The organism is Streptomyces sp. NPDC088730 (assembly GCF_044751215.1).
Lineage (GTDB): Bacteria > Actinomycetota > Actinomycetes > Streptomycetales > Streptomycetaceae > Streptomyces.
In genome coordinates this window covers 986,778-1,013,663 of sequence record NZ_JBIVLK010000002.1, presented here as the reverse complement: position 1 = coordinate 1,013,663, position 26,886 = coordinate 986,778, and the positions used below count along the sequence as shown (strand labels likewise).

Below are 26,886 nucleotides of genomic sequence, written 5' to 3'. Positions count from 1 at the left end.
GTGACAGCGGCCCGCCGGGACGGTGGGACACCCTCCCGGCGGGCCGTTCGTGTGAGCGGGCGCGGTTACGCGATGCGCTCCCGCACCACCGGGGTGGCGGTGAACGCCGTGCCGGACGGTGCGATGTCGTACGCGTCGGGCAGGGCCTTCAGCGCGTAGTCGAACTTCTCCGGGGTGTCCGTGTGCAGCGTCAGCAGCGGCTGGCCCGCCGTCACGGTGTCGCCCGGCTTGGCGTGCAGCTCGACGCCCGCGCCGGCCTGGACCGGGTCCTCCTTGCGGGCGCGGCCCGCGCCGAGGCGCCAGGCGGCGACGCCGACGTCGTACGCGTCGAGGCGGGTGAGGACGCCGGAGGCGGGGGCGGTCACGATGTGCTGTTCGCGGGCGACCGGGAGGGTGGCGTTCGGGTCGCCGCCCTGGGCGGAGATCATCCGGCGCCAGACGTCCATCGCGGAGCCGTCCGCGAGGGCCTTCTCCGGGTCGGCGTCCTTGAGTCCGGCCGCGTCCAGCATCTCGCGGGCGAGGGCCAGGGTGAGGTCGACGACGTCCTTCGGGCCGCCGCCGGCCAGCACCTCGACCGACTCGCGGACCTCCAGGGCGTTGCCCGCGGTCAGGCCGAGCGGGGTGGCCATGTCGGTGAGGAGGGCGACCGTGCGGACGCCGCTGTCGGTGCCCAGGGCGACCATGGTGGAGGCGAGTTCGCGGGCGTCCTCGATGGTCTTCATGAAGGCGCCGGAGCCGACCTTGACGTCCAGGACGAGTGCGCCGGTGCCCTCCGCGATCTTCTTCGACATGATCGAGCTGGCGATCAGCGGGATCGCCTCGACGGTGCCGGTGACGTCGCGGAGCGCGTACAGCTTCTTGTCGGCGGGGGCCAGTCCGTCGCCCGCCGCGCAGATGACCGCGCCGGTGGTGTCCAGGACGTCCAGCATCTCGGCGTTGGTGATGTGGGCGCGCCAGCCGGGGATGGACTCCAGCTTGTCGAGCGTGCCGCCGGTGTGGCCGAGGCCGCGGCCGCTGAGCTGCGGCACGGCGGCACCGCAGGCGGCGACCAGCGGGGCGAGCGGCAGCGTGATCTTGTCGCCGACGCCGCCGGTGGAGTGCTTGTCGGTGGTGGGACGGGAGAGCGCGGAGAAGTCCATCCGCTCGCCGGAGGCGATCATGGCGGCGGTCCAGCGGGCGATCTCCGTACGGTTCATGCCGTTCAGCAGGATCGCCATGGCCAGCGCGGACATCTGCTCGTCGGCCACCTCACCGCGGGTGTACGCGTCGATGACCCAGTCGATCTGCTCGGGGGTCAGCTCGCCTCGGTCCCGCTTGGTGCGGATGACGGAGATGGCGTCCATGGTCTGGAGTCCTTCCGGCCGGTACGTACGTGCGCGTGGGTCCGGTTGACTCTACGCGCATAGAGGGGAATGGAAGCGCCGGGTGGGCCCGTGTGCGGGCCCACCCGGCGGAGTGCTACCCGAGGTGCGAGGGTCCGAACGCCTGCGGGAGCATCTCGTCGAGGGTGCGGAAGCCGTCCGGGGTCTCCAGGACGAGTTCCGGTCCGCCGAACTCGTACAGCAGCTGCCTGCACCGGCCGCACGGGACCAGGATCTCGCCCGCCCCGTCCACGCAGGTGAAGTGGGTCAGCCGGCCGCCGCCGGTGGCGTGCAGCTGGGAGACCAGTCCGCATTCGGCGCACAGCCCGATGCCGTACGAGGCGTTCTCGACGTTGCAGCCGACGATCGTGCGGCCGTCGTCCACCCGGGCGGCGACGCCGACCGGGTAGCCCGAATAGGGCGCGTACGCCCGGGACATGGCCTCCCGGGCGGCGGTCCGCAGGGCGTCCCAGTCGGCCCCTGCCACGGCGGTGGCGCCCGCTCCGGCGGTGGGCGTCACTTGCCCTGCCCCTTGCGGTAGCGCATGCCGTCCGCCTTCGGCATCCGCAGCCGCTGCGCGGAGAGCGAGAGGACGAGCAGCGTGACGACGTACGGGGTCGCGCTCACGAACTCGGTGGGCACGGTGTCCGTACCGAGGTACCAGACCAGGATGGCGGCGGCGACGACCGCGCTGACGGCACCCTGTACGAAGCTCTTGCGGTAGAGCTTCCAGGCCGCGATACCGGCCAGCGCGACCACGAGCAGCAGGAGCAGCGCGTGGACGGACTCGCCGCCGTTGCGCAGCTGGAGCGCGTCGGCGAAGCCGAACAGGCCCGCGCCCATGGCGAGTCCGCCGGGCCGCCAGTTGCCGAAGATCATCGCGGCGAGACCGATGTAGCCGCGGCCGCCGGTCTGTCCCTCGTTGTAGATGTGCGAGGTGACCAGGGAGAGGAAGGCGCCGCCCAGTCCGGCCATGCCGCCGGAGACGATCACCGCGATGTACTTGTACGTGTACACGTTGACGCCGAGCGACTCGGCGGCCACCGGGTTCTCGCCGCAGGAGCGCAGCCGCAGACCGAAGGCGGTCTTCCACAGGACGAAGAACGTCACGACGAAGAGGATGACGGCGACGATGGTCAGCAGCGACACGTTGGTGACGATTCCGCCGAGGACTCCGGCCAGGTCGGAGACGAAGAACCAGTGGTGCTTCTCGACGCTGTGCAGCCAGTCGGAGAGGCCCGGGACCGTCACCGAGGTGATGTCGTCGGCCGGTGGGGACTGCTTGGGCGAGCCGCCCTTGGCCGCCGCGTCGCCCGAGTTGAACCACAGCTTGGCGAAGTAGGTGGTGAAGCCGAGCGCCAGGATGTTGATCGCGATGCCGGAGATGATGTGGTCGACGCCGAAGGTGACGGTCGCCACCGCGTGCAGCAGGCCGCCGAGCATCCCGCCGACGACACCGGCGAGCACGCCGAGCCAGGGGTTGGTCTGCCAGCCGGCCCAGGCGCCGAAGAAGGTGCCCAGGATCATCATGCCTTCGAGGCCGATGTTGACCACGCCGGCCCGCTCGGACCAGAGGCCGCCGAGACCGGCGAGGCCGATCGGCACGGCCATCGCGAGGGCCGCGCTGATCTGTCCGGCCGAGGTGACGTCCTGCGCGCCGGTGATGGCGCGCACGGCGGACAGCGCGAGCAGCACGCCCGCGATGATCAGGAGGACGACGGGGAAGGAGAGGCGGTTGCGGCCGCCCTTGCCGCCGGAGACCTTGCGGGCCGCGGGGGGCGGGGTGGAAGTCGCCGTGACGGTCACGCCGACACCTCCTGCTGGTCGGAGTTACGGGCGGCCTGTGCGGCGAGTTCCGCGCCGACCTTGCTCTGCTGTCGTTTGAGTCCGTAGCGGCGGACGACTTCGTAGGCGATGACGACGCACAGGACGATGACGCCCTGGATCACGCCGACGATCTCCTTGTCGTACCCCTCGAACTCCAGCTTTCCGGTGCCGCGTTCCAGAAAGCCCCAGAGCAGCGCGCCGAGCGCGATGCCGACGGGGTGGTTGCGGCCGAGGAGGGCGATGGCGATACCGGTGAAGCCGATGCCGACGGGGAAGTCGCCGCTGAACTCGTGGCTGTCGTTGAGCAGTGTCGGCATGCCGATCAGGCCGGCCACGGCGCCCGAGATGAGCATCGAGGTGACGACCATCTTCTTGACGTTCACCCCGCTGGCCTCCGCGGCGGAGCCGGACTGGCCCACCGTGCGCAGGTCGAAGCCGAACCGGGTGCGCGAGAGCGTGAACCAGTAGGCGACGCCCGCGACGACCGCGACCACGATGAAGCCCCAGACGGGCGTCGGGGTGGTCGGGAACTCGAAGAAGTAGGAGGACTCCGGGAGCGGCTTGGTGGAGATCTTGGTGCCGGCCTCGTCGAGGTGTCCGAGGCGGTTCTGCTGGAGCAGGTAGCCGATGACGGCGGTCGCGATGGAGTTCAGCATGATCGTCGAGACGACCTCGCTGACGCCCCGGGTGACCTTGAGGAGGCCCGCGATACCGGCCCACATCGCGCCGACGATCATCGCGGTGAGGATGATCAGCGGGATCTGGAGGGCGCCCGGCAGGGTCAGCGCGCCGCCGACCGCCGCGGCGAAGAAGGCGGCCAGGCGGTACTGGCCGTCGACGCCGATGTTGAAGAGGTTCATCCGGAAGCCGACGGCCACCGCGAGACCCGCGAGGTAGTACGTCGTCGCCTTGTTCAGGATGTAGACCTGGCTGTCCGACTTCAGCCCGTAGTCGAACATGATGCCGAAGGCGCTGAACGGCTCCTTGCCGGTGGCGGCGAGCACGAGTGCCGTCACCAGGAAGGCGACCACGATCGCGAGTACGGGGGCCGCGATCCCCAGGAGCAGCCGCTCCTTGTCGATCTTCTTCATCGGTCCTCTCCCCCGTCCCGGGGGTCGGTGTCGTCCGTGCCGGGGGCGGCGGACGCGCCGTCGCCGCCGGTCGTTTCGAGGTGTCCTGCAGCCGCGCCCGTCATCGCGGAGCCGAGCTCCTCCGGGGTGACGGTCGCCGGGTCGGCGTCCGCGACGAGTGCGCCGCGGTACATGACGCGCAGGGTGTCGGAGAGCCCGATCAGCTCGTCCAGGTCGGCGGAGATCAGCAGCACCGCGAGTCCCTCGCGGCGCGCCTCGCGGATCTGGTCCCAGATCTGGGCCTGGGCGCCGACGTCCACACCCCGGGTGGGGTGCGCGGCGATCAGGAGCTTGGGCGAGTGGCTCATCTCGCGGCCGACGATCAGCTTCTGCTGGTTGCCGCCGGAGAGCGAGGCCGCGGTGACCTCGATGCCGGGGGTGCGCACGTCGTACTCGCGCACGATCCGCTCGGTGTCGGCGCGGGCGGCCCTGAGGTCGAGGAAGACGCCCTTGCTGTTGGGGCGCTCGGTGACGTGGCCGAGGATGCGGTTCTCCCAGAGCGGGGCCTCCAGCAGCAGTCCGTGCCGGTGGCGGTCCTCGGGGATGACGGCCATTCCGTCCTCGCGGCGCTTGCGCGTCGGCGTACGGGAGATGTCCGCGCCGTCCAGCGAGAGGGAGCCCGCGTCGGGGGTGCGCATGCCCATGATGGCGTCGACCAGTTCGGACTGGCCGTTGCCCTCGACGCCGGCGATGCCGAGCACCTCGCCCTTGTGGATGGTGAAGGTGATGCCGTCGAGCACGGCCCGCACCACCCCGTCCGGGTCGGTGGCGGTCAGCCGCAGCCCGTCGACGTCCAGCATCGGCGTCTCGGTGACGGTCGACTCGCGGGTCTCCGGCGACGGCAGCTCACTGCCGACCATCAGCTCGGCCAGCTGCTTGGTCGTGGTGTGCTCCGGATCGGCGGTGCCCACGGTCGTCCCGCGCCGGATGACGGTGATCTCGTCGGCCACCGACAGCACCTCGCCCAGCTTGTGCGAGATGAAGATGACGGTGAGTCCCTCGGCCTTGAGCTCGCGCAGGTTGTCGAAGAGCGCCTCGACCTCCTGCGGTACGAGGACGGCCGTGGGCTCGTCGAGGATCAGGGTGCGGGCGCCCCGGTAGAGGACCTTGAGGATCTCCACGCGCTGGCGGTCGGCGACCCCGAGGTCCTCGACCATGGCGTCGGGCCGGATGCCGAGTCCGTACGAGTCGGAGATCTGCTTGATCTTGGCGCGGGCCCGGTCCCCGATGCCGTACAGCTTCTCGGAGCCGAGTACGACGTTCTCCAGGACGGTGAGGTAGTCGGCCAGCATGAAGTGCTGGTGCACCATGCCGATGCCCCGGTCGATGGCGTCGCCCGGGTTGGAGAACGTGGCCTGTTCGCCGTCCACCGCGATGGTGCCCTCGTCCGGCTTCTGCATGCCGTAGAGGATCTTCATGAGCGTGGACTTGCCGGCGCCGTTCTCACCGACGAGGGCGTGGACGGTGCCGCGGCGCACGGTGATGTCGATGTCGTGGTTGGCCACGACCCCGGGGAACCGCTTGGTGATGCCGCGGAGCTCCACGGCATGAGGACTGCTGGACGCGTTGATGGCGCACTCTCCTTGACAGGAGCGGAGGGCGGAGGCGGTGGGTGCCGATTGCGGAGGCGGAAAAAGGTACCGCGCCCGAGCGGGCGCTACGCGCGTAGCGCTCCCGAATCGTTGGCCACCCGTTCACAGGTGGCGTACCGGGGCCGGTGACCCCCGTCGCGGGGGTACGTGAATCGGGGCCCGGGTGAGCGGTGGAAGCCGCTCACCCGGGCCCCGATCGACGGGCCGGATCAGGTCGTGGACTTGACCTTGATGGTGCCGTCGACGATCTTCTTCTTCGCGGCGTCCAGCTGGGTCTGGATGTCCTTGAGGTGGTCACCCGTGGGGGTCAGGCTGACGCCGCCCTTGGCCAGGGAGTACGTCGTCGTGCCGGTCATCGGCTTGCCGTCCTTGACGGACTTGACCAGGTCGAAGACACCGGCGTCGACGTTCTTGACGACCGAGGTCAGGATCGTGTCCTTGTACTTCGCCAGCGCCGGGTCCTTGGCCTGGTCGGAGTCGACACCGATGGACCAGGCGCCCTTCTTGCCCGCGACGGCCTCGATCGAACCGGCACCCGAGCCGCCCGCGGCGGCGAAGATGACGTCGACGCCCTTGTCGAGCATGCCCTTGGCGGCTTCCTTGCCCTTGTCGGGGCTGCCGAAGCCGGACAGGTCGGAACCGGTGGACAGGTACTGGATCTGCACCGTGGCCTTGGGCTTCGTGTCCGTGACGCCCTGCCGGAAGCCGGCGGCGAACTTCTTGATCAGCGGGAGGTCCACACCGCCGATGAAGCCGACCTTGCCGTCCTTGGACTTCAGCGCGGCCGCGACTCCGGCGAGGTAGGAGCCCTGCTCCTCGGTGAAGACGATCGAGTTGACGTTCTTCACGTCGGACACCGAGTCGACCAGACCGAAGCTGACCTTCGGGTACTTGGGAGCGATCTTGTCGACCGCTTCCTTGTACGCGAAGCCGATCGCGATGACCGGGTTGTAGCCGCCCTCGGCGAGCGACTGCAGACGCTGGTCGCGGTCGGCCGAGCTCTCACCGGTCTTGGCGGTGAGCTCCTTGGTCTCGGCGCCGAACTCGGCCTTGGCCTTGTCCAGGCCGCGGGCCGCGGAGTCGTTGAACGAGTTGTCACCCCGGCCGCCCACGTCGTAGGCCATGCCGATCTTCATCTTGCCGTCGGAGCTGCTGGACTCGTCGGACGAGCTGCCGCACGCGGTGGCAGTGAGGGCGAGCGCCGCGGCAATGGCACACGCGGCGGTGATCTTGGATACCGGGCGCAAGGGAAGGCTCCTTCAAACCTGACCGAAGCGCCTCTTCCGGCGCTGGTTTCGCGGCGATCGTAACGCGCGTAGATGTCAGATAAAGCCCTGTACGGAAGCCGTTATCGGATCGTCGCGAACCAGGGGTGACCTGTCCGGTTACAGATGATTGCCGTCGAGCAACGCGGCGGCGGTGAAGAGTTCCACACCCACGGTGATCGCCTCCTCGTCCGCGTCGAAGTTCCCCCGGTGCAGGTCCAGACCGCGGGGGTCGCCGGGGGTACGTACGCCGAGCCGCGCCATCGCGCCCGGCACGTGCTCCAGGTACCAGGAGAAATCCTCCCCGCCCAGGCTCTGCTCGGTGTCCTCGATCGCATACGATCCGCGGCGGGCGGTCATGGCGCCGGTGAGCAGATCGATCGCGACGGCGTCGTTCACCACGGGCGGCACCCCCCTGATGTAGTTGATCACCGTCTTGGCCCGGTACATTCCGGCCACCTCGTCGATGGCCGCGTGCACCAGGTCGGGGGCGTCCCGCCAGGCGGTCAGATCCAGGCAGCGCACCGTGCCGGACAGCTCGGCGTGCTGCGGGATCACGTTGCAGGCGTGCCCGGTCTCCAGCCGCCCCCAGGTCACCGCGAGCCCGGCCCGCGCGTCGACCCGGCGGGCCAGCAGCGCGGGGACCTCCGTGGCCACCCTGGCGGCGGCGGTGACCAGGTCGGTGGTGAGGTGCGGGCGGGCGGTGTGGCCGCCGGGCCCGTCCAGGGACAGCTCCAGCCGGTCGCAGGCGGAGGTGATCGCCCCGACCCGCAGCCCGATCCGCCCCACGTCCACCTTCGGGTCGCAGTGCACCCCGATGATCCGGCCGACGCCCTCCAGTACCCCGGAGTCGATCGCGTCGGGCGCCCCGCCGGGCAGCACCTCCTCGGCCGGCTGGAAGATCAGCCGCACCGGGTTGGGCAGCAGCCCCTGCCGGTCGAGGCCGGCGAGCACGAGGCCGGCGCCGAGCACGGTGGTGGTGTGGATGTCGTGCCCGCAGGCGTGCGCCCGGTCGGGCACGGTGGAGCGGTACGGGACGCCCGTCTTGGTGTCCGGGATCGGCAGCGCGTCGATGTCGGCCCGCAGCGCCAGCATCGGGCGCGTGGTCCCGCTCCTGGTGCCGACGTCGCACATGAGCCCGGTCCCGGAGGCGAGCACCCGTGGCTGGAGTCCGGCCAGCTCCAGCCGGGCCTTGATGGCCGCGGTGGTGCGGAACTCCTGGTTGCCGAGCTCGGGGTGCATGTGCAGGTCGCGCCGGAAGGCGACCAGTTCGGCGCGCAGCGCTTCGGGCAGCCTGCCGGGCAGGTCCTCTCCTGCGGGCGGCCGGGCTTCACCAAGGCGGGACGTCGAGTGGCTCACGGGTGAAGGGTAAGGCCCTTCCCCCGCCAACTGACCATGAAACAAGAAAAGTTCAGCCACTTAGGCGAATAAATGACTGGGTCACGGCGTGTGCGCCGATGACAGGGTGGGTAAACTCGCGCGTTTCGCCGCCGGGGCCGTCCGGCGCGTGGGCAACGGAGCCGTCCGGCGCGTGGGCGACTGGGCCGTCAGTACACCGGAGGCGGAGGCGACGTCAGTACACCGGGGCGGAGGCGCCGGGCCGCCCGGTCCGAAAGGGCCGGGCAGCGCGCGGACTTGGGGACCGGGTCGCGTCCCGGTCCCACGACGGCCCGCACCGCACCGCCCGTGGGCCCGTTCACCCTTCCGGCTCCCCCGTCCCGGCTCGCACCGCACCCTCGCGCAGCCTGATCCACGCGGCGAGTACCGCGCACGCCGCCATGCAGACCGCCGCGGTGATCAGCAGGGCCGTGTCGGCGGCCGCTTCCGAACCCACGCCCCGGTCCTGGTCGGTGACGGCCCCGGCCAGTCCGACGCCGAGGCCGGCGGCCACGGTGATGACCGTCTTGGTGACTCCCGACGCCTCCCCGGCCCGCTCCGGCCGGATCACCGCCTGGGTGGCGATGAGCGTCAGGGAGTTGGCCACTCCGAGGACCGCTCCGCCCACCGTGGCCACGGCCACATACAGGGTGAGGGAGGAGGTCCGGGTGAGACAGGCCAGGACCAGCGCTCCCCCGCACAGGCAGCCCGCCATCAGCCGTACCGCGACCCGGGGCGGTACCCGCCCGGCGACCGGCCCGGCGAGCGCCATGGCCAGTGCGGGAGCGAGGAACGCGGCGCCCGCGAGGACCACCGTGAGGTCCCACTGGCCCTGGAGCGTCAGGGGCACGACGAAGAGGAACATCACGGTCGTGGTGTTGGCCGCGGCACCCGCCAGGGTCAGCGCCATGTACGGGCCGTTGCGGAAGAGGCTGAGCTCCACCAGCGGATGGGCCGCGGCACGTTCACGCCGTACGAAGAAGACCACCAGGGCCGCCGCGACGACCACGCCCGCCAGGGCCGCGGGCCACGGCCAGTGCGGTCCGCGGTCGATGACGACGCAGAGAGCGGCGAGCGCGGCCGTGGCACCGACCAGTCCGCCCCAGTCGAGGCCGCGCGGCGCACCGGTGTCGTAGCTCTCGGCGGTACGTGAGGCGCAGACCGCGCCGAGTGCGGCGAGCGGCACGTTGAGCCAGAACACGGCACGCCAGGAGACCGAATCGGTCAGCGCGCCACCGATGAAGGGCCCGCAGGCCGTGGCGATCCCGCCGATGCCGAGGGCCCAGCCGATGGCACGGCCCCGCAGCCCGTCGGGGTAGACGTTGGTCAGCAGGGACAGCCCCACCGGCATGATCATCGCGGCTCCGGCGCCCTGGGCCACCCGGGCCGCCACGAGGACGGGCAGGGTCGGGGCGAGCGCGCAGACCAGCGAGGAGGCGCCGAACACGGCGAGCCCCGCGACCAGGAGCCGCCGCCGGCCGAACAGGTCGCCGAGCCGTCCCGCGCCCAGCATCAGCGTGCCGGTGGACAGCAGGTACGCGCTGATCACCCATTGGAGGCCGTCTCCGCCCGCGTGCAGGTCGCGGCCGATCTGCGGCAGGGCGAGGTTCAGGCCGAACGAGTCGAGCTGGATGCAGAACACGCCCACGGACATGGCGAGGAGTGCCCACCGCCGGGCGGCGAAGGGCCGCGCCGGCGTGCCGCCGGCGCCGTTCGTCAAGGTCGCGCCCTTGCTCACGATTGCCCACTTCTCCTCATGGCCGGCCCTCCGGGAATGGTTCCTGCTGCCGCCGCACGGGTGTGCGGCGGCACGAGACGTTGGTGCCGGGGGGGGAGAGGGCCGCAGCCGAAGGCGCACCTGGACGCAGGGCGCCGCCGCGGAGAAGGAGAGGTGGGGCCGGGACGGAAGCGGCTTCCCACGGGAAGTCCGAAGTGCCACATCGACGGACCACCGCGTGGATGACCCACGCAGGTCCATGACTCGACGGGCGGTCGGGACGACTTCACCGTAACGGGTCCCCGGGCACTTGCCAACCCGGCCCCGTACGGACCGGCAGAGCGGACGAAGCCGGTCTATCACCGGCATCAACGGCCAAACAGCGATATATGACGTCCTGTCACGCACGCGGAAACTATTCAGCCATCATGGACAACGCCGCGAACGGCGCCCCTCGGGCCACGTCCGGACACCCCTCTCCCCCCGCCGGGACGGAGGCGCGCCCCGGACCTCCGCGCCGCGACCTCCCAGCTGAACGCCGTGTGAGAGCCGCCCCGCGGAGGCCGGGGCTCCGCTCCACGGCCCAGCCGCCCGCACGCGGTGCGACCGTGCGCTCACTATCCGCGCCGGCCCGCCGGATCCGCGCCGCCCGCACCCGCCAAGTGCCAGGTCAGCCGCCGTGAAGCAGCCGGGTACCGCGGCCGCCCCGCGGTACGGCCTGTTCCCCACCCCGGGGCCTTGGCTTCCGGTTCGACCTGCTGTTAGTAATTTCGTTCGACAGGCGAATGTCATTCCTGCACCTCCCCTCCATCATGGATCAGGCGGATGTCATGTCGTTAGACGCGCAGGGGACCGCTACTCCACCCCACCGGATAGCCCCCACCCGCAGGACGCGTTACAAGGCGGAGATCGCCTCCGTCTCCCCGGATTCGAGCAGGAACACCTTCGAAGAGTACGAAACATGTTTTCTCGGTGTCAGTCTGGAAAACAGCAACTTCACTACTCCCAAACTCACGAGCATGGTCAAGTGGATCTCCCGCAGGTTCGGCAGATGCACCGTGCTCATCGGCGACAGCATTCACCGGCTCACTCTGGAGTCGACCCAGGGACTGCCCCCCGACCGCGCAGAGGAACGGGCGCTGGAGCTTGGCCGGCGCTTCGTCGAGAACGAGGCGAAGGTGTTCGACGAGTATCGCGAGAGTGTCGACTTCACCCTGTTGACCTGCAGTGAAGTGCAGAAGGGTGAGAGGTACGCCGAATTCCACAGCAAGTTGCGGGCGTTCTACGACGAGGACGACGCGTTCCGCTCCTCGGTCGAATCGTTCGGTCACGCCTATCACCGGAAGCGGGCCGACGGCATCAGCGAGACCGCGCTGGAAAGGCGCATCCGGATGTCCAGCGATTACTTCCTCGAAGAGTTCGCGGTATTCGCCTGCCTCAAGGAGCAGGGGCTGCCGGTGATGGTGTACCCCGGATCGTTCAGCACTCTTTCCGAGATAGCCAAGGGCGAGCATCCGGGAGCTCCGGAAGAGTTACGTGACCTCGTCGTGGTCTCCCTCCACCTGAAAGGCCGGTGAGCATGAGCGCCGAAGCACGTGGCCTGGTCCCCGAAATACGGCGGGGAAAGATATACAAGGACGTCTACGCGAAACGTTCCCCCGGCCGGCCCGCACTCGGCGAAGCCCGCCTCGAAAGGGCCCGCGCGGTGGACGGGGTGCTGGAATTCGACGGTTCCGGGGCACGTGACCGGGCCTTCGGGGACGGCGTCTTCCTCCTGGAGATACCGAGCGGGCTCGACGTGTCGGCCGGTGATGCGTTCGCGCGCCAGTTCTACGAGGGTCCGGCCAAGGCTCCCTACGGCCGGTTCCGCGACATCGGCAGCGACCGGTTCGGGGACCCGCTGCTCGGCTTCCACCAGCGGATCAACCAGATCGAGCAGTTCCTCCTCGAACGCCGGTTCTGGGCGACCGCCTACCCGCCGGAGATCGCCGCCCTCGGCGAGTCGCTCACCCGGCTCTCACGGGAGGTCCTGTGTTCGGTCCTCTCCGCGGTGGGCATCCCGGAGCAGGACCGGCGGCGGGCGACCGGCGGCTGCTCGGAGTGTGCGGGCTCCTATCACCTGACGTTCAACCACTACCGGCCCGCACAGGCCGACATCGGACTCAGCTCGCACAAGGACGACGGGTTCCTCACCATCCTGCGGACGACCGCGCCGGGCCTGGAAGTCAGCCGTGAGGACCACTGGGAGACCGTCCCGGCCGACCCGGACTGCTTCATCGTCAACTTCGGCCTGTCCATGGAGATCCTGACCGCGGGCAGCCGCATGCCCGTGGCCGCCATCATGCACAGGGTCGCCCGTCAGCAGGACGACCGGTCCAGCTTCGGGCACTTCAGCTCCAGCGGCTGCCTCCCCGGGGAGGACGAGGGCATCTACCGCTACGCGACCGGCAGCGGCCTTGAGCGCGTCTGCGGCTCGCGCGAACTCATCGACGAGAACGACTACGAGATCTACGCCGGCACGGACGCGCCGGACGGACCGGACACGGCGACCGTCCCCGGCAGCTCCGACGAGCACCCCACAGTGAAGGGCGCGGGCCGATGACCGTGGACACCATGACCCTCCAGCGGGCCGCCGTGACACACACCGGTCTGCGTTTCGACGCCGCCGACGGCCTGTCCCGGGCCCTGCGGGACGGCTGCTTCCTGCTCGCCGTACCGACCGGGTTCGATCCGGGCCCGGGTATCACCCTGTGCCGCGAGTTCCACCGGCCGCCCGACGGGGGGCCGGAGGCCACCCGGGCGTACCGCGGATTCAAGGACGTGCCGGGCGTCTACTTCGACCGGGAGCACTTCCAGACCGAGCACGTCCTCATCGACGGCCCCGGACGGACCCGGCACTTCCCGGGCGAACTCCTGGCGATGGCGGAGCAGATGAGCTCCCTGACGCTTCTCGTCCTGCGCGACGCGATGACCGAGCTGGGCATCGCTCCCGCGCTGTGGAGCGAGATCACCGGTGGTGCCGTGGACGGCCGCGGCACGCACTGGTTCGCGGCGAACCACTACCGGCCGGAGCGCGCCAAGCTCGGCTGCGCCCCGCACAAGGACACCGGATTCGTGACCGTGCTCTACAACGAGGAACCCGGCCTGGAGGCGTCCGTCGACGGCGCCTGGGTGCCCGTCGATCCCGTCCCCGGCCACTTCGTGGTGAATTTCGGCGGCGCCTTCGAACTGCTCACCGCGGCGCTCGACCGCCCGGTGCGGGCCATCCTGCACCAGGTGCGCCAGTGCGTCCCGGTCCCCGGCGCCGGGGACCGGTTCTCCTTCGCGGCCTTCGCCAACCCGCCGGCCACGGGCGACCTCTACCAGGTCCGCGAGGACGGCTCGGCGGCGGCCGTACGCAGCTCCGAGGAGTTCCTGCGCGAGTTCAACGAGCAGACCTGGTCCGACCGGCACGCCGACTTCGGGATCGCCGGGGCCGCCGGCAGGAGCGGAGGCGGTACGTCATGAGCGTCTCCGCGGACCGCGTCGGCGCCCCGCGCCGCGGCAGGCCGCTCCCCCTGCCGCAGGCACCCGGAGCGCCCTTCCCCGGAATCGTCGCCCACCACGAGGGACCCAGCCGGCTGCACGGCCACGCCCCGGCGTTCCACGAGGCGACCGTGGTGCGCGGGGAGCCGGCCTCGCACTACTTCCGCGCCTCCGGCATCAGCGCCCGCGCCGAGGAGAACGGCGGTCTGTGCACCTTCTGGATGGGCCGGAGGCTCGCCGTCTACCAGATCACCAACGAGCCGCTCGTCGACGAAGCCGTCCTGGCACCCTCCACCGACGCCAACCGCGAACTGTTCGGCGACTTCATGGGCTCGTTGCCGCATGACCACCCGGACCGCCCGGGGAAGCGCGCCGTGGTCGAACGCTCCCTCGGTAACGCCAAGTTCGTCGAGAACCTGGGGCCCGACATCCGGCGGCACACCGCGGATCACCTGGCCGGCCTGGCCGACCGGCCCGTGCCGCTGGACGAGTTCACGCTGTCGCTGACGGCCTACGTGGACAGCATGATCCCCGGCGTCCTCGATCTCACCCAGCGGCCGCTGCCCGAGTACCTGGCATCGGCCGAGTACGGCCGCGTCGTGCGTGGATTCTTCGACCTCGCCTCCGACGTCATCAGCAACGACAATCCGGCGGCCATGGGCGAGTTCGACATCATCGTGCCGTTCGTGCGCGACCTCCTGACAGACAACTTCGAGGCGCTGTCCGACGCGCCCGCGACCAACATGATCCGACGCCACTTCGACCTGTGGGAAACGCCCTTCACCAGGCGGTCCGTGGCCGGGCTCGACGCCGCGCGGATCAAGGAACTGGGCACGGTCATCGTCGCCACGTACGACACGACGGCACTCAGCCTGATGTGGGCGATCGGCTATGTGGAGGCCACTTCCCGGGTCAAGGACGCCGTCGTGGCGGAAGCCGGACGCGCCGCGGCAGCGGTGGCCGGGGCGGGGTGCCCGTACGCGGGCCCGCCTCCGCGGACGGACGCCGCCCCGTCCGTGATCGACCTCGCGGTCCTGGAGGCCGTACGCCTCGGCGGCAGCAATCCCAGTGCCCTGTGGCGCCGCACGACGGAGGCCTGCGCCCTGAGCCACCGGGGCGCCTCGGTGACCGTTCCGCCGGGCACCATGATGTGGCTGGACCGGCGGCAGGCCAACCGCGACCCCGCCGTGTTCCCCGAGCCGAGCCGCTTCGCCCCGGCCAACATCGGGGCCATCGCCCGCTCCGACCGGGAGACGGTCTCCTCGCTGCTCTCCCGCGGCCGCTACGAGATCAACTCGTTCAGCATGGTCAACGCCGACCGCAACCCACGCAAGTGCCCCGGCCGGCTCTTCTCGGTGCGGATGCAGTCCATGGTCCTCTCCGAGCTGTACGGCCGGTACTCGGTCGCCACGCGGGGCACCGACCTCCGGCTCAGGCACCACGCGTCCATGCCGCGTCCGGCACGGCCGGGCAGCATCACGATCCGGCCGGAGCCCGGCGGGCCGTCCGGCCCCCGTACGCCGCGCGACACCGCACCCCCGAGGGAGCCGTCCCCATGAACACCGCCAACTCCTCCTCCGCCCCCGTCCGGTCCCACCCCGCGACCGTGCGGGCCCCGGTCAGCCTGCCGCCCATGCCCGGCGAGCGGCAGGCCCGTGCCGACTACTCACCGGTGGAGCTCGAACGCTCGTGGTTCGACGGGGACGAGCTTCGCTTCGAGCACGAGGGCGGCTTCGACCGCGCCCTCGCCAAGGGGTTCTTCCTGCTGCGCATACCGGACGGGCTCGACACCGGCCCCGGGGACCGGCTCGCCGCGCACTTCTACGAGGACCCGGCCGGCGACGGCATGGACCCCTACCGGGGATACCGGCACACCGAGGTCCCCGACGCCTACCAGGGCTACTTCGACCGGGAACACGACCAGTGGGAGAACTTCTACATCGAGCGGGCGAACTGGGCGCTGCTGCCGCCAGAGGTCTCCGGGCTCGGCCATCGGATGGCCGGCCTCGGCATCGCTGTGCTGCGCGCGGTGCTGCGGCACGTGGAGGTGCCGCAGGCCCTGTGGAGCGAGGTGACCGGCGGCCTCGCCGACAACAACGGCCATCAGATGCTCGCCTTCAACCACTTCCGGTCACAGAAGGAGACCCGGGGCTGCAAGTTCCACCGTGACTCCGGGTGGGTGACCGTGCTCCGTTCCTTCGAGCCGGGCCTCCTCGCGCTCATCGACGGCGAGCTGAGCGCCGTCAACCCCGAGCCCGGCCACTTCATCGTCAACTTCGGCAGCTCGCTGGAGGTGCTCACCTCCGCCCTGCCGCGGCCCGTACGGGCGAACGTGCACGGTGTGGTCTCCACCGAGCGCTCGGAGGGCCGCGCCGACCGCGTCTCGTACGTGACGTTCCTGGACTCCGCCCTCGACGGCACCGTCTACCGGCTCGACAACGGCACGGCGCACCCCGTGCAGTCGGTCGCGGACTTCGCGGCCCAGGAGGTGAGCAGGACCTATGACAACGACGGCGCGCTCTGACGGGGGCACGGGCACGGCACCGGTGGAATCCGACCAGGACGGGAATCGCACCATGACGGACACCGCGCAGACACACGAGACAGCACGGGAAGGGCAACAGGACCACCTCGACCTGCCCGCCGCGGAGGTCGACGGGGGCACCCTCCGATTCGCCACCGCGGACGACACCGAACAGGCCCTCCGCGTAGGCGCGTTCAGCGTGGCCGTCCCCGAGGGTCTCGACGTGAGCGCCGGAATCGACTTCTGCCGCACCTTCTACCGGCCGGGGACGGGCGACCCGGCCGACCGCCACCGGGGCCACCGCGAACACGGCCACCCGGCCTCCAAGCTCGGCTACGAGGACCGGCCGGACCAGGTCGAGCAGCTCCAGCTGGAGAGCTTCCTGTGGCAGGAGTACCTGCCGGACGAGGTCGCCGCGGTGCTGCGGCGCATGCGACAGCTGACCCTGGACGTCCTCTCCGGCGTCTTCGACGCCGCCGGGGTGCCACGGGCCGACCGCGACCTCATCACCGGCGGCGCCCAGCAGGACACGGGCCTGTGCTACACGACGGTCAACCACTACCGGGCCGGCCTGAGCGACCGCGCCGGTATCGTCGAGCACTCCGACAGCGGGTTCATCACCACCATCTGCACCGACCAGCAGGGCTACGAGATCCTGCACGAAGGCCGCTGGCTGCCGGTGCGCGAGCGCCCCGGCCACTTCACCGTCAACCTCGGCGACGCCTTCCGGGTCCTGACCAGGAAGCTGGCCACCCCGGTCACCGCCGTCTACCACCGGGTGCCGGAACTGCGCCCCGAAGCGGGTCTCCCGGACCGCTCCTCGTTCACCGTCTACATGGGCCCCCGCTACGACATGCCGCTCTACCAGTACGACACCGGGGGAACGCTGCGGGAGTACCAGAGCTTCCGCGACTTCTCGGTGGAGAAGGCCGGCAAACTCGGCTACGACTTCCACTCCCGCATATGAGCACCGCGGCGGGACACCCGCGCACGGTCGCGCTGCAAGGCTGGCAGTTCGCCGAACTACGCGACGGCGAGCTGGTCTTCACCGCAGAGGACGGGCTAGAACGCGCGCTGCGGGACGGCTTCTTCTACGTGCGGCAGCCCGCCGGCACCGACCTGTCGGCGGGTGACCGCTTCGCCCGTTCCTTCTACCTGCCGGCCGGGAGCCCGGCGGGCGACGCCTCGGGGCCCCCGGACCCCTACCGGGGCTTCCACCCCTGGACCGAGGAGCGGTTGGGCAGCCACCAGGGCTACTTCTGCCGTGATGCCGACCAGACCGAGCAGTTCTTCCTGGAGAGCGCCCGGTGGGACGAGGTCTATCCGGCCGCGCTCACCCGGCAGGCCGAACGCATGCGTGACTTCGCGCTCGACGTGCAGCGTGCCGTGCTCGCCCGTCTCGACCTGCCGCGCGCACTGTGGGAAGAGGCGACCGGGCACAGTCTCACCCCGCACGGCACGCACACCCTCACCTTCAACCACTTCCGTCCGGAGGTGGCCGCTCGCGGCCTGAACATCCACAAGGACTCCGGCTGGGTCACGGTCCTGCGCTCCATCGAGCGCGGACTGGAGGTGGACCGGGACGGCGAGTGGCGGCCGATCGACCCGGTCCCCGGCACATTCATCGTGAACTTCGGCTGCGCGATGGAGATCCTGACCCGGCGGACCGCCACGCCGGTGGCCGCGGTGGCCCACCGCGTGGTGCGCCAGCCGCCGGGCGGCGGGACCAAGCCCGACCGCTTCTCGTACGCCCTCTTCGTCGACAGCACGCTCGACGAGAGTGTGTGTCCGGGGCTGTTCGCCTACGAACCGGGCAGCGGGCTCCACCTGCACTCGGGGTTCGGGGCCTTCCTCGACGACATCCTCGACAACACCTACCGGGAGGACACCAGCGGTCTGTACTGAGAAGGCTCCGGCCGGTGGGGAGCGGGCCGTGGTGCCCAGCCCCGCCGTCCGCCCGGCCGGCCCCGAGCCGGCCCCCGTGACACCTGGGGGCCGGCGCGGGGCCGGCGTCCGCGACAGCGGGTCCGGAGGGGCGGTGACGGTGCTCTCGCACCGCCACCGCCCCTCCGGAACGGGTCAGTTGAGGGTCAGGACGGTGCCCGCGCCGTTGGCGTACTCGATCCAGGCGGTGGACCGGGCGTCCGACGGGAGGCCCGACCAGGCGGCGGTCATACCGGTCGGAGCTCCGGGGGTCACGTGGACGCGGTCGGGAGTGACGGTGACCGTACCGGCGGCCGGCGGGGCGTCGGTGACGTTGTTCACCTGGTAGGTGTACGGAGTGACGCTCTCCCCGGTGCCGCTGCCGTCGACCGAGACGAGGGCCACGAAGATCTTCCCGGCCTCGGGCTGCCGCAGGGTGATGGTGACGGTTCCGTCGCTGTCGGGGTCGGCGAACGCGACGTCCGTCGGGGCGCCGCCGACCAGCCGTCCCCAGACGACGCCGGCGATGTCGCCCTCGGCGACGTCGAAGTGGGCCGAGATCTGGGTGGCCCTGGTGCCGTCCGGGATGACCGCTTCGTAGTCGGCCTCGCCGTTGCCGGTCAGGGTGCCCCTGGTGAGGGGCGCGGAGACGGGGCCGTAGGCCTTGGCCACCAGGGTCTTGGTGGCCGGGGTGACGGAGTAGGTGCTTTCACCGTGGGTGCCGGTGCCCTTGACCTCCTCGGGGGCGTGGATGCTCTGCGGAGTGACGACGATCGGGCTGCGGACCGTGGTGCGGCCGGACTTCCAGATCAGCGAGCCCGTGTCGACGGCCCCCGCGCGTGCGGTGGTCACCTTGAGCTTGACGGTGAAGGTGCGCTTCTGCCCGGCGTGGCTGAAGTGCAGGACGGACGGGGAGACCGTGGCGGAGACGCCGGGGAGGTCGACCTCGGCACGGTAGGTGCCGGCCGAGGTCGCCGTCACGGTGCGGGTGACCGTCTGGCTGCCGAACAGCTCACCGATGGCGATCGAGGGGTAGTTGAGGTCGCTGGGGTCGATGGCCCTGGTGCCCGTCCCGGTGTCGACACCGGAGCCTTCGAGGTAGGCGAGCCAGTCCCGCTCCGTGGAGTCGTAGACGAGTCCGGGCCGGAGCATGGTCCGGGCCTCGACCTCGCCGGAGCCCTGCGCGAAGGCGTCGTGGCTCGCCTTGCCCTCGGGCGTCCTGGTGGGGGAAGCGGTCGTCATCATGGCCGACTTGACGCTCATGGGCGACCAGTTCGGGTGCTCGGAGAAGTAGAGGGCCGCGAGGCCGGCGATGTGCGGTGCGGCCATGGAGGTGCCGGAGTAGAAGTCGAAGTCGCGGCCCTGGTTACCGGGCGGTGCCACCGCGGCGAGGATGGTCGCGCCGGGCGCGGTGATGTCGGGCTTGAGCAGGTCGCCGTTGCCCACGAGGGAGGGGCCGCGCGAGGAGAAGCTCGTGACCTGGGGGTAGGGGGTGCTGCCGGTGGCGCCGCGGGTGAGGGTGGCGGTGGCGTTGCCCGTGGCGGCGTAGTCGCGTACGGCGGTGGCGTCGGCCCCGGTCAGGTGGACGGTCGGCACGGAGTGCAGGTCGCCGTCGGTGCTCTCGTCGTGGAGGTTGGCGAGGACCATGCCGATGCCCCCGGCCCGCTGGACCTCGGCGGACTTCGCGACGCGGTCGACGGTGCCCCGGTCGCAGACGACTATCTTTCCGGCGGCGCGTGCGGGGTCGAGGGTGCCCTTGGCGCAGACGTCGGCCTCGGTGGCGCCGGCGGCCTTGACGGCGGCGGCGCGGACGAGCGGCGCGGAGCCGACGGTGTTCCGCACGCTGGTGCTGATACCGGCGTAGCTCTTCCCGTTCCCGAGCGTGACGGTTCCGCTGTACGGGGCGATGGTCCCGGCGGCGACCGTGGTGGTCCAGGGAGCGGTGTTGTCGAGGCTGGAGGCGTCGGGGCCGGTGTTGCCCCCGGCGGTGGAGACGAAGATCCCGGCGGCGGCGGCGTTGCGGAGCGCGGTCTGCGCGGGGTCGTCGTAGTCGCTCTCGAACTGGGCGCCGAGGGAGTAGTTGATGACGTCCACGCCGTCGGCCACGGCCTGGTCGATGGCGGCGACGAGGTCGCTGGTCAGGCCGCCGCTCTGTTTGCCGTCCTTGCTCTGCCAGAGAGCCTTGTAGACGGCCACGGCGGCGGCGGGTGCGACGCCGGAGACGGTGCCGTAGTCGGCCCCGCCGATGGTGGCCCGGACGTCGGCGTTGCCGGCCGCGGTGGACGCGGTATGGGTGCCGTGGCCCTCGCCGTCACGGGCGGAGAAGTAGTCGGGGTCGAAGTCGGGAAACGCCTGGACCCAGCCGTCGGCGAAGTAGCGGGCGCTGATGATCTTCTCGTTGCAGTCGGCGGCGGTGAAGCTGTCGCCGGTCTGGCAGGTGCCGGTGAACTTGGTGCCGTCCGCCTTGGGCATCACCGTGGTGGTGCCGTCCAGGTAGGGCCGGTACCGGTCCTTCTCCGCGGGCTTCCTGGCCGGCTTGCGGGCCTTGAGCGCGGGGGCCTCGAACGAGGCGCTCTCGGGCCAGATACCGGTGTCGATGTCACCGATGACGACGCCCCTGCCGGCCTTGGCGCTGCCGCCGAGGGATGCCCACAGGCCCTTGCGGCCCGAGAGCCCGAGGAAATCGGTGGAGTTCTTGTCGTCGGTGGCGTGGTGGAGCCGGTCCGGGGCGATGGAGGTGACGCCCTCGGTGGCGGCGAGCCGGACGAGCTGACGGGCGGTGAGCCGGGCGCTGAAGGTGTTGGTGGTGACGGCGTAGTGCTGGCGGACCGTGGCGCCGACCTTCTTGGCCACCTCGGCCTGTTCGTCGACCAGGCGGGTCCGGTAGCGCTTGGCGTTGGCGGCGCCGACGTCGAGCTTGCGGCCCTCGACGGGCCGGGTGGCGGCGATGCCGTCGACGCTGCCGTCATAGGTGACGAGCGGCTGGTCGGTGAGGGTGACCAGGTAGACGCCGGCGGCGAGCGGGGCCGCGGGGCCCGTGGCCGCGGTGGCGGGGGTGGCGAGAGGCAGGCTGACGGCGGCGAGGGTGGTGGTGAGCAGAGCGCCGATGGTGCCGCGTCGTACGCGGGCGCGGGACGCTCTTCGTGGCCGAGGTGACACGAGTTTCCTCACAGGGGTCCGGGCATGCCGGGCAGGCGAGCGGGGGTCGCTCGCCTCGCGGGGCGTGGGCCGACGGCTGGGGTGGTCGGACCGCCGTTCACGTGGAGCGATCGACCGGCGGTCCCTCAGGAGTGAACGCTGTGCGATCACTTACTGTCCAGATAATCTGTTGGCGTCTTTGGCCTGGTGACCAAACGCGCCACCTGGGAGAGGACGGTCGGCCGTGACTGACTGCCGTACCTGTCCGGGGGCTCCCCCACACGTAGTGCAGGGGAGGTTTTTGTGCTGGAAGCGGTGGGCGTGAGCCCGTTCGACGAGGGCGTGTACCGAGCGGTGCTGTCGGGATCGCAGAGCGCGGTGCGCGATCTCGCGGAGAGCGCGGGGGCCGGGGTGGCCCGGACGGGACAGGCGCTCACGCGTCTGGCCGGCCTGGGGCTGGTGCGGCGAGTGGGGCGGGGCCGGTGGGAGGCGGTGAGTCCGCGTTCGGCGCTGACGGCACTGCTGCACCGGCGCCGCTCGGAGGCGGAGACCGCGTTCGCGGATGTGGAGACGGGCTTCGCCGATCTGAGCCGCCTGCACCGGGCCGGACAGCTGGGGTCGGACCCGGGCTCCCTGGTGGAGGTGCTGACGGGCCGGGAGGTGATGACGCGGAAGATCGAGGAGCTGAGCCGGTCCGTCACCACGCACCTGTGGACGCTGGACAAGCCGCCCTATCTGGAGCAGGTGGGTCAGCCGCAGGTCGATGAGCGGGAGGCGGCGACGACCCGTCAGTGGGCGGAGCGCGGGATGGACATCCGGAGCGTGTACTGCCTGGAGTCGATCGAGCCGCCCGGACGGCTGGCCACGATCCTCAATCTGACGGCGGCCGGGGAGCGGTCGCGGCTGTTGCCGCACCTTCCGCTGAAGGCGCGGATCGTGGACCGGCGGATCGCGGTGGTGCCGTTGACGGGGGGCAGCAAGGACTCCATCGTGCTGGTGTACCCCTCGCACCTGCTGGACGGGCTGATGGAGCTGTTCGAGGCGTACTGGGAGCGGGCCGAGCCCTTGCTCGCCGAGGCACCGGACGTGGTGGAGGGCCCCAGCGAGGAGGAGCTGATACTGGTGCGCCTGTTGCACTACGGCTACAAGGACCAGGCGATCGCACGGCAGTTGGGCGTCAGTGTCCGGACGGCGACGCGCCGGGTGGCCGCGCTGATGCAGCGGCTGGACGCGGGGACGCGGTTCCAGGCCGGGGTGCGGGCGCGGGAACGGGGGTGGGTGTGAGGGCCGCCGTGGGTGAGCGCGTCGCCGGGCCGTGCCGGACTTCCTGCGACCACCTGACCCTGCGCGCCACCCAGCGCGGCGAGTACCTGGCCGACTCCTTCGCCGCCCGATGCGGCTCGACGGCCGCCGCCGTGGGGCTGATGGACGGGCTGCTGGTCTCCGGCTCCGCCTCCGCCACGCTGCTGCGCGAGTCCAACGCGCTCCGCAACCGCCGCTCCTCCGGCGGCCGGGCGGCCGGCGAGGCGGAGAGCGGCCTGTGGGAGCGCCTGGCCGCCCACGTGGAGTCGATTCCGGCGAGCGAGTACGAGCGTCAGCGCCGCCGCAGCGCGGTGCGCGGGCACAGCGTCGACTCCACGCACCCCCCGACCCACCTGCGCCGGTCCCGGCTGCTGGCGGTCGCCGCGCTCCCGGCCACGGTCACGGCCGACAGCGCCCGCGACGCCGCGCTCCGGGCGGAACTCTCGGGGGCACGGGGCGTCGTGGCTCGCCGCGTCCTGAACGGCGGGTAGCCCCGGGGCGGGCGTACGGATGAAGATGCTGCTCGACTGCCACGCCGTCCTGTGGTGGCTCGACGACTCCGCCGAGCTGTCGGACAAGGTCAAACGCTTGCTGGACACGGAGCCTTCGGTCTTCGTCAGCGCGGTCAGCCCGTGGGAGACCGCGATCAACCAGTCACCCGGGAAGCTCGAAGGGCCGCAGGACCTCGCGGAACGGGTGCGGGACAGCCGGTTCCTCCCGCTTCCGATCACCGCGGGCCACGGCGTACGGGCGGACAGGCTGCCGGAACACCACCGCGATCCCTTCGACCGGATACTGATCGCGCGGGCTCAGACCGAGGCGATGACCATCCTGACCCGGGACAAGTGGATCCCCTCCTACGACGTGCAGGTCATGCCCGTCTGACGTGCCCGGACAGCCGGGCAGCGTCCGCCCGGCTTCACGCCTCCCTGACCACCGCCGTAGCCCGCCAGGGCGCCAGCCGCTGGACGTCGCGGGCCGTCTCCGTGACGCCTGTCAGGAAGCCCTGGGCCCGCGGGGACGCCGTTTCGCGCAGCCACTCCGGGGCGATGTCGCAGACCGCGACCTTCACGTCGGTGCCGACCAGGGCCAGCGGGAGGGTGTGGACCACCGTGGAGGGGAAGCTCAGGACCGTGCGGCCGATCGGGCCGCGGCGGGCGATGAGTTCCAGCGGGAGGTCGGGGCGGACGATCTCCAGTCCGGTGGCGGCCTCCAGGGCGTGGAGCTTCTCGGTGGACTCGCGGCGGTGGGCGAAGTAGCGGGTGGCGCCGTGGGTGCGGGCCAGCTCCGCGACCGCTTCCAGGTACTGGACCCGGTCGACCACGCCGGTCTCCACCAGGGAGGTGCCGACGAGGTCCGCGCCCTTGGTGAGCAGCGGCGGGCCGAAGCGGGAGCGGGTCCAGGAGAAGGTGTTGGGGATGAGGCTGATGCCGGGCGGCGGGATCACCGGCATCGCGGTGAAGAGCTCGACCTCGCGGGCCGCCGACGGGGTGAAGCGGCGGCGCGCGGTGGCGGTGACCGGGGCCAGGGCCAGGTCGCGGGGGTTCGTTCCGCCGCGCCGGTGCCAGCGGGTGAGGCGTTCGCCGCGGGTGAGCTGGGCGACGAACTCCATGGTGGCGGTGCCGTCGTCGACCACGGTGAGGCGGCGGGGCCGGACCAGCGTGAGCAGCAGCTGTACGTAGCGGGAGAACGGGTCCCCGATGACGATGTGGTCGGCGTTGCGGACGAGCCGGGTCAGGGCGCGCAGCGACTTCAGGGGGGTGCCCGAGTCGCCGCGCGCCTCCTGCCAGCGCACGGTGACGCCCTCGTCGCGGGCCAGCTCCGCCATCCGGCGCAGCTGACCGCGCGACATCGGGTCGACCGGAGGGAGGACGACGACGGTGACGTCCGCGAGGACGCGGCCGCCGCCCCCCTCTGTGTAGGCCCACTCCAGGACGTTCAGGAGCTGGACCGGGCTCTCGACGAAGGCGAGGTTCACCGGTCGGCCCGTCAGACCGTGAGCGGCTCGGCGGCCTGGGCCGTCTCACCGCTCTCCGCGACGACACCCGGGACCCGGCGGAGCTTCTTCATCGGGCCGAGCTCCGACTCGTACACCTTCTTGACGCCGTCGCCGAGGGAGGCCTCGATGGTGCGGATGTCGCGGACCAGGCGGGTCAGGCCCTGCGGCTCGACGGAGGCGGCCTGGTCGGAGCCCCACATGGCGCGGTCGAGGGTGATGTGGCGCTCGACGAACGCGGCGCCGAGGGCGACGGCGGCGAGGGTGGTCTGGAGGCCCGTCTCGTGGCCGCTGTAGCCGATCGGAACGTTGGGGTACTCCTGCTGGAGGGTGTTGATGACCCGCAGGTTGAGCTCCTCCGCCTTCGCCGGGTAGGTCGAAGTGGCGTGGCAGAGCAGGATGTTGTCGGAGCCGAGCACCTCGACCGCGTGGCGGATCTGGCGCGGGGTCGACATGCCGGTGGAGAGGATCACCGTGCGGCCGGTGGCGCGCAGCGAGCGCAGCAGCTCGTCGTCGGTGAGGGAAGCGGAGGCCACCTTGTGGGCGGGTACGTCGAACTTCTCCAGGAACGCGACGGCCTCGGTGTCCCACGGGGAGGCGAACCAGTCGATGCCGCGCTCGGCGCAGTGCTCGGAGATGGCGCGGTACTCGGTCTCGCCGAACTCGACGCGGTGGCGGTAGTCGATGTACGTCATCCGGCCCCAGGGGGTGTCGCGCTCGATGTCCCACTGGTCGCGCGGGGTGCAGATCTCCGGGGTGCGCTTCTGGAACTTGACGGCGTCGCAGCCGGCCTCCGCCGCCACGTCGATCAGCGCGAGGGCGTTGTCGAGGTCACCGTTGTGGTTGATGCCGATCTCGCCCGTGACGTAGACGGGGTTGCCGGGGCCCGCGGTGCGGGTGCCGAGGGTGCGCAGTCGGGAGGTGCTCATGGTGCGTTCCTTACTTGGGGAGGGGGGTGTTGGTGGTGAGGGTGGAAGTGGTGAGGGTGGGGCCCAGCAGCCAGGCCGCGATCTCGCGGATGGCGCCGGAGCCGCCGGGGGTGGTCGTGACGGCGCGCGCCGCGGCGCGTACCGAGTCGTGGGCGCTCGCGACGGCGACGGGCCAGCCGGCGAGGGCGAAGCAGGGGAGGTCGTTGACGTCGTTGCCGACGTACAGGACGCGTTCGGGGGCGATGGACTGCTCGTCGCACCACTGCTTGAGCGCGAGGTCCTTGCGGTCGATGCCGTGCAGGACGGGGACGCGGAGCTTGTGGGCGCGGGCGGCGACGACCGGGTTCTGTTCCGTGGAGAGGATCAGCAGCGGCAGTCCGGCCTTGCGCAGCGCGGCGATGCCGAGTCCGTCGCCGCGGTGGACGGCGACCGTTTCGCGGCCGTCGGCGTCGATGAGGACCCGGTCGTCGGTCTGGGTGCCGTCGAAGTCCAGGACGACCGCGTCGATGTCCTCGCGGGTGGGCAGCGGCGCCGGGTCCAGGAGCGGGGCCAGGGCGCGGGCGCGGGCCAGGTCGTGCGGGTCGTCGATCTCCAGGACGCGGGCCGGGTCCGTGCGCACCAGCGCGGTGTGGCCGAAGAAGCGGTGCCGGTGGGTGCGGAAGCCGGCCGCGTCCATCGCGTAGGCGGCGCCGGTTTCGAGGAGGTCCTCGGGGCGGTCCTGGCGGCGGGGGCGGACCGACTTGTCGTGGTTGACGCCGTAGTTGTGGTCCTCGACCGCGCTGCCGTCGCGCCACAGGAAGCCGTGGAACGGGGCGACGGTGACGGCCGAGTCGGCGCCTTCGCGGGCGACGGCGGCGGCGACGCCGTCGATGTCCTCGCGGGCGACGAAGGGGCTGGTGCACTGGACGAGGAGGACGACGTCCACGCTGCGGTCGTGCGCGGTCTCGTAGCTGTCCATCGCGTGCAGCACGGCGGCCTCGCTGGTCGCGGTGTCCCCCGCGATGGCCTCGGGGCGCTGGACGCAGTGCAGCCGGGCGGTTTCGCCGAGCGCTCCGGCGGCGGCGCGGGCGGCTTCCGCGACGGCCGGGGCGTCGGTCGTCACGACGACGTCGGTCACCTCGGCAGAGGCCAGGCAGGCGCGGACCGCGCGGACGACCAGCGGTACGCCGCCGACCTGGGCGAGGTTCTTGGCCGGTACGCCCTTGGATCCGCCGCGGGCGGGGATCACTGCGAGCACGGTGGGCCGTGCGGTGGGCTGCGTCATCGCTGCTCCCAGGGGT

The 26,886-nt window shown here is 71.3% G+C and carries 22 protein-coding genes; 10 read left to right on the top strand and 12 right to left on the bottom strand.

Going from position 1 to position 26,886, the window contains the following annotated elements; all coding sequences use genetic code 11:
- Window positions 1-65 precede the first annotated feature (65 nt).
- From ACIP89_RS11430 to ACIP89_RS11395, 8 genes are all read right to left on the bottom strand, one after another.
- The gene (locus tag ACIP89_RS11430; protein WP_402114402.1) at window positions 66-1,343 is read right to left on the bottom strand and encodes a thymidine phosphorylase; all 1,278 of its coding nucleotides are present in this window, start codon (window positions 1,341-1,343) and stop codon (window positions 66-68) included.
- Window positions 1,344-1,458: 115 nt separating this feature from the next.
- Window positions 1,459-1,881: a cytidine deaminase gene (locus ACIP89_RS11425; RefSeq protein WP_393339319.1), complete on the bottom strand. Its 423-nt coding sequence runs from the start codon at window positions 1,879-1,881 to the stop codon at window positions 1,459-1,461.
- On the bottom strand, window positions 1,878-3,167 hold the full coding sequence (locus ACIP89_RS11420) for an ABC transporter permease (RefSeq protein WP_401929825.1): 1,290 nt from the start codon (window positions 3,165-3,167) through the stop codon (window positions 1,878-1,880). The genes ACIP89_RS11425 and ACIP89_RS11420 overlap by 4 nt, the downstream gene beginning before the upstream one ends.
- Complete coding sequence (locus ACIP89_RS11415) at window positions 3,164-4,279, bottom strand: ABC transporter permease (protein ID WP_024488543.1); 1,116 nt, start codon at window positions 4,277-4,279, stop codon at window positions 3,164-3,166. Before ACIP89_RS11415 ends, ACIP89_RS11420 begins: the two co-directional genes overlap by 4 nt.
- Window positions 4,276-5,862, bottom strand: coding sequence for an ABC transporter ATP-binding protein (locus ACIP89_RS11410; RefSeq protein ID WP_401931750.1), 1,587 nt, complete (start codon window positions 5,860-5,862; stop codon window positions 4,276-4,278). Before ACIP89_RS11410 ends, ACIP89_RS11415 begins: the two co-directional genes overlap by 4 nt.
- Before the next feature lie 257 nt (window positions 5,863-6,119).
- Window positions 6,120-7,157 carry a BMP family protein gene (locus ACIP89_RS11405; protein WP_401929830.1) on the bottom strand — a complete coding sequence of 346 codons (1,038 nt, stop codon included), beginning with the start codon at window positions 7,155-7,157 and terminating at the stop codon, window positions 6,120-6,122.
- A gap of 138 nt (window positions 7,158-7,295) precedes the next feature.
- Window positions 7,296-8,534, bottom strand: coding sequence for an amidohydrolase (locus ACIP89_RS11400; RefSeq protein ID WP_402114401.1), 1,239 nt, complete (start codon window positions 8,532-8,534; stop codon window positions 7,296-7,298).
- A 337-nt stretch (window positions 8,535-8,871) separates the two neighbouring features.
- Window positions 8,872-10,290, bottom strand: coding sequence for an MFS transporter (locus tag ACIP89_RS11395; protein WP_401931744.1), 1,419 nt, complete (start codon window positions 10,288-10,290; stop codon window positions 8,872-8,874).
- 764 nt (window positions 10,291-11,054) lie between these two features.
- On the opposite strand from ACIP89_RS11395, the gene ACIP89_RS11390 reads away from it, so the two are divergent.
- The 7 genes from ACIP89_RS11390 to ACIP89_RS11360 are packed head-to-tail and all read left to right on the top strand — an operon-like array spanning window position 11,055 to window position 18,223.
- Complete coding sequence (locus tag ACIP89_RS11390) at window positions 11,055-11,846, top strand: tRNA-dependent cyclodipeptide synthase (RefSeq protein WP_402114398.1); 792 nt, start codon at window positions 11,055-11,057, stop codon at window positions 11,844-11,846.
- Window positions 11,847-11,848: 2 nt separating this feature from the next.
- On the top strand, window positions 11,849-12,871 hold the full coding sequence (locus ACIP89_RS11385) for a 2OG-Fe(II) oxygenase family protein (RefSeq protein WP_401931738.1): 1,023 nt from the start codon (window positions 11,849-11,851) through the stop codon (window positions 12,869-12,871).
- Window positions 12,868-13,776: a 2OG-Fe(II) oxygenase family protein gene (locus ACIP89_RS11380; protein ID WP_401928337.1), complete on the top strand. Its 909-nt coding sequence runs from the start codon at window positions 12,868-12,870 to the stop codon at window positions 13,774-13,776. Before ACIP89_RS11385 ends, ACIP89_RS11380 begins: the two co-directional genes overlap by 4 nt.
- Window positions 13,773-15,353, top strand: coding sequence for a cytochrome P450 (locus ACIP89_RS11375; RefSeq protein ID WP_402114397.1), 1,581 nt, complete (start codon window positions 13,773-13,775; stop codon window positions 15,351-15,353). The genes ACIP89_RS11380 and ACIP89_RS11375 overlap by 4 nt, the downstream gene beginning before the upstream one ends.
- Window positions 15,350-16,318: a 2OG-Fe(II) oxygenase family protein gene (locus ACIP89_RS11370; RefSeq protein ID WP_401928343.1), complete on the top strand. Its 969-nt coding sequence runs from the start codon at window positions 15,350-15,352 to the stop codon at window positions 16,316-16,318. Before ACIP89_RS11375 ends, ACIP89_RS11370 begins: the two co-directional genes overlap by 4 nt.
- A gap of 52 nt (window positions 16,319-16,370) precedes the next feature.
- Window positions 16,371-17,285, top strand: coding sequence for a 2OG-Fe(II) oxygenase family protein (locus tag ACIP89_RS11365; RefSeq protein WP_402114396.1), 915 nt, complete (start codon window positions 16,371-16,373; stop codon window positions 17,283-17,285).
- Window positions 17,282-18,223: a 2OG-Fe(II) oxygenase family protein gene (locus ACIP89_RS11360; protein ID WP_402114393.1), complete on the top strand. Its 942-nt coding sequence runs from the start codon at window positions 17,282-17,284 to the stop codon at window positions 18,221-18,223. Before ACIP89_RS11365 ends, ACIP89_RS11360 begins: the two co-directional genes overlap by 4 nt.
- Before the next feature lie 174 nt (window positions 18,224-18,397).
- On the opposite strand, the gene ACIP89_RS11355 is transcribed toward ACIP89_RS11360, so the two are convergent.
- Window positions 18,398-21,400 carry a S8 family serine peptidase gene (locus ACIP89_RS11355; protein ID WP_402114390.1) on the bottom strand — a complete coding sequence of 1,001 codons (3,003 nt, stop codon included), beginning with the start codon at window positions 21,398-21,400 and terminating at the stop codon, window positions 18,398-18,400.
- 282 nt (window positions 21,401-21,682) lie between these two features.
- On the opposite strand from ACIP89_RS11355, the gene ACIP89_RS11350 reads away from it, so the two are divergent.
- Genes ACIP89_RS11350 through ACIP89_RS11340 form a run of 3 tightly spaced genes read left to right on the top strand, consistent with a single transcriptional unit; the run spans window position 21,683 to window position 23,566 of the window.
- Window positions 21,683-22,663, top strand: a complete 981-nt coding sequence (locus ACIP89_RS11350; RefSeq protein WP_402114387.1) for a transcriptional regulator — start codon at window positions 21,683-21,685, stop codon at window positions 22,661-22,663.
- Between the two features lie 8 nt (window positions 22,664-22,671).
- The gene (locus ACIP89_RS11345; RefSeq protein WP_402114385.1) at window positions 22,672-23,172 is read left to right on the top strand and encodes a hypothetical protein; all 501 of its coding nucleotides are present in this window, start codon (window positions 22,672-22,674) and stop codon (window positions 23,170-23,172) included.
- A gap of 19 nt (window positions 23,173-23,191) precedes the next feature.
- Window positions 23,192-23,566: a type II toxin-antitoxin system VapC family toxin gene (locus ACIP89_RS11340; RefSeq protein WP_402114383.1), complete on the top strand. Its 375-nt coding sequence runs from the start codon at window positions 23,192-23,194 to the stop codon at window positions 23,564-23,566.
- Window positions 23,567-23,600: 34 nt separating this feature from the next.
- Here ACIP89_RS11340 and ACIP89_RS11335 read toward each other — a convergent pair whose 3' ends face one another.
- The 3 genes from ACIP89_RS11335 to ACIP89_RS11325 are packed head-to-tail and all read right to left on the bottom strand — an operon-like array spanning window position 23,601 to window position 26,870.
- Entirely contained in the window at window positions 23,601-24,659 is a 1,059-nt protein-coding gene (locus tag ACIP89_RS11335; protein WP_401928360.1) for a hypothetical protein, read from the bottom strand.
- Between the two features lie 11 nt (window positions 24,660-24,670).
- Complete coding sequence (locus ACIP89_RS11330; RefSeq protein WP_401923750.1) at window positions 24,671-25,606, bottom strand: N-acetylneuraminate synthase family protein; 936 nt, start codon at window positions 25,604-25,606, stop codon at window positions 24,671-24,673.
- A 10-nt stretch (window positions 25,607-25,616) separates the two neighbouring features.
- Window positions 25,617-26,870 (bottom strand): cytidylyltransferase domain-containing protein, encoded by a 1,254-nt coding sequence (locus tag ACIP89_RS11325; RefSeq protein ID WP_402114380.1) that lies wholly within the window; start codon window positions 26,868-26,870, stop codon window positions 25,617-25,619.
- Window positions 26,871-26,886 lie beyond the last annotated feature (16 nt).

Bases quoted from the DNA above. Each gene is read 5' to 3' on its own strand.
- ACIP89_RS11430 (WP_402114402.1), bottom strand. From the start codon at position 1,343: ATGGACGCCATCTCCGTCATCCGCACCAAGCGGGACCGAGGCGAGCTG.
- ACIP89_RS11415 (WP_024488543.1), bottom strand. From the start codon at position 4,279: ATGAAGAAGATCGACAAGGAGCGGCTGCTCCTGGGGATCGCGGCCCCC.
- ACIP89_RS11390 (WP_402114398.1), top strand. From the start codon at position 11,055: ATGTCATTCCTGCACCTCCCCTCCATCATGGATCAGGCGGATGTCATG.
- ACIP89_RS11385 (WP_401931738.1), top strand. From the start codon at position 11,849: ATGAGCGCCGAAGCACGTGGCCTGGTCCCCGAAATACGGCGGGGAAAG.
- ACIP89_RS11380 (WP_401928337.1), top strand. From the start codon at position 12,868: ATGACCGTGGACACCATGACCCTCCAGCGGGCCGCCGTGACACACACC.
- ACIP89_RS11375 (WP_402114397.1), top strand. From the start codon at position 13,773: ATGAGCGTCTCCGCGGACCGCGTCGGCGCCCCGCGCCGCGGCAGGCCG.
- ACIP89_RS11370 (WP_401928343.1), top strand. From the start codon at position 15,350: ATGAACACCGCCAACTCCTCCTCCGCCCCCGTCCGGTCCCACCCCGCG.
- ACIP89_RS11365 (WP_402114396.1), top strand. From the start codon at position 16,371: ATGACGGACACCGCGCAGACACACGAGACAGCACGGGAAGGGCAACAG.
- ACIP89_RS11360 (WP_402114393.1), top strand. From the start codon at position 17,282: ATGAGCACCGCGGCGGGACACCCGCGCACGGTCGCGCTGCAAGGCTGG.
- ACIP89_RS11340 (WP_402114383.1), top strand. From the start codon at position 23,192: ATGAAGATGCTGCTCGACTGCCACGCCGTCCTGTGGTGGCTCGACGAC.
- ACIP89_RS11330 (WP_401923750.1), bottom strand. From the start codon at position 25,606: ATGAGCACCTCCCGACTGCGCACCCTCGGCACCCGCACCGCGGGCCCC.
- ACIP89_RS11325 (WP_402114380.1), bottom strand. From the start codon at position 26,870: ATGACGCAGCCCACCGCACGGCCCACCGTGCTCGCAGTGATCCCCGCC.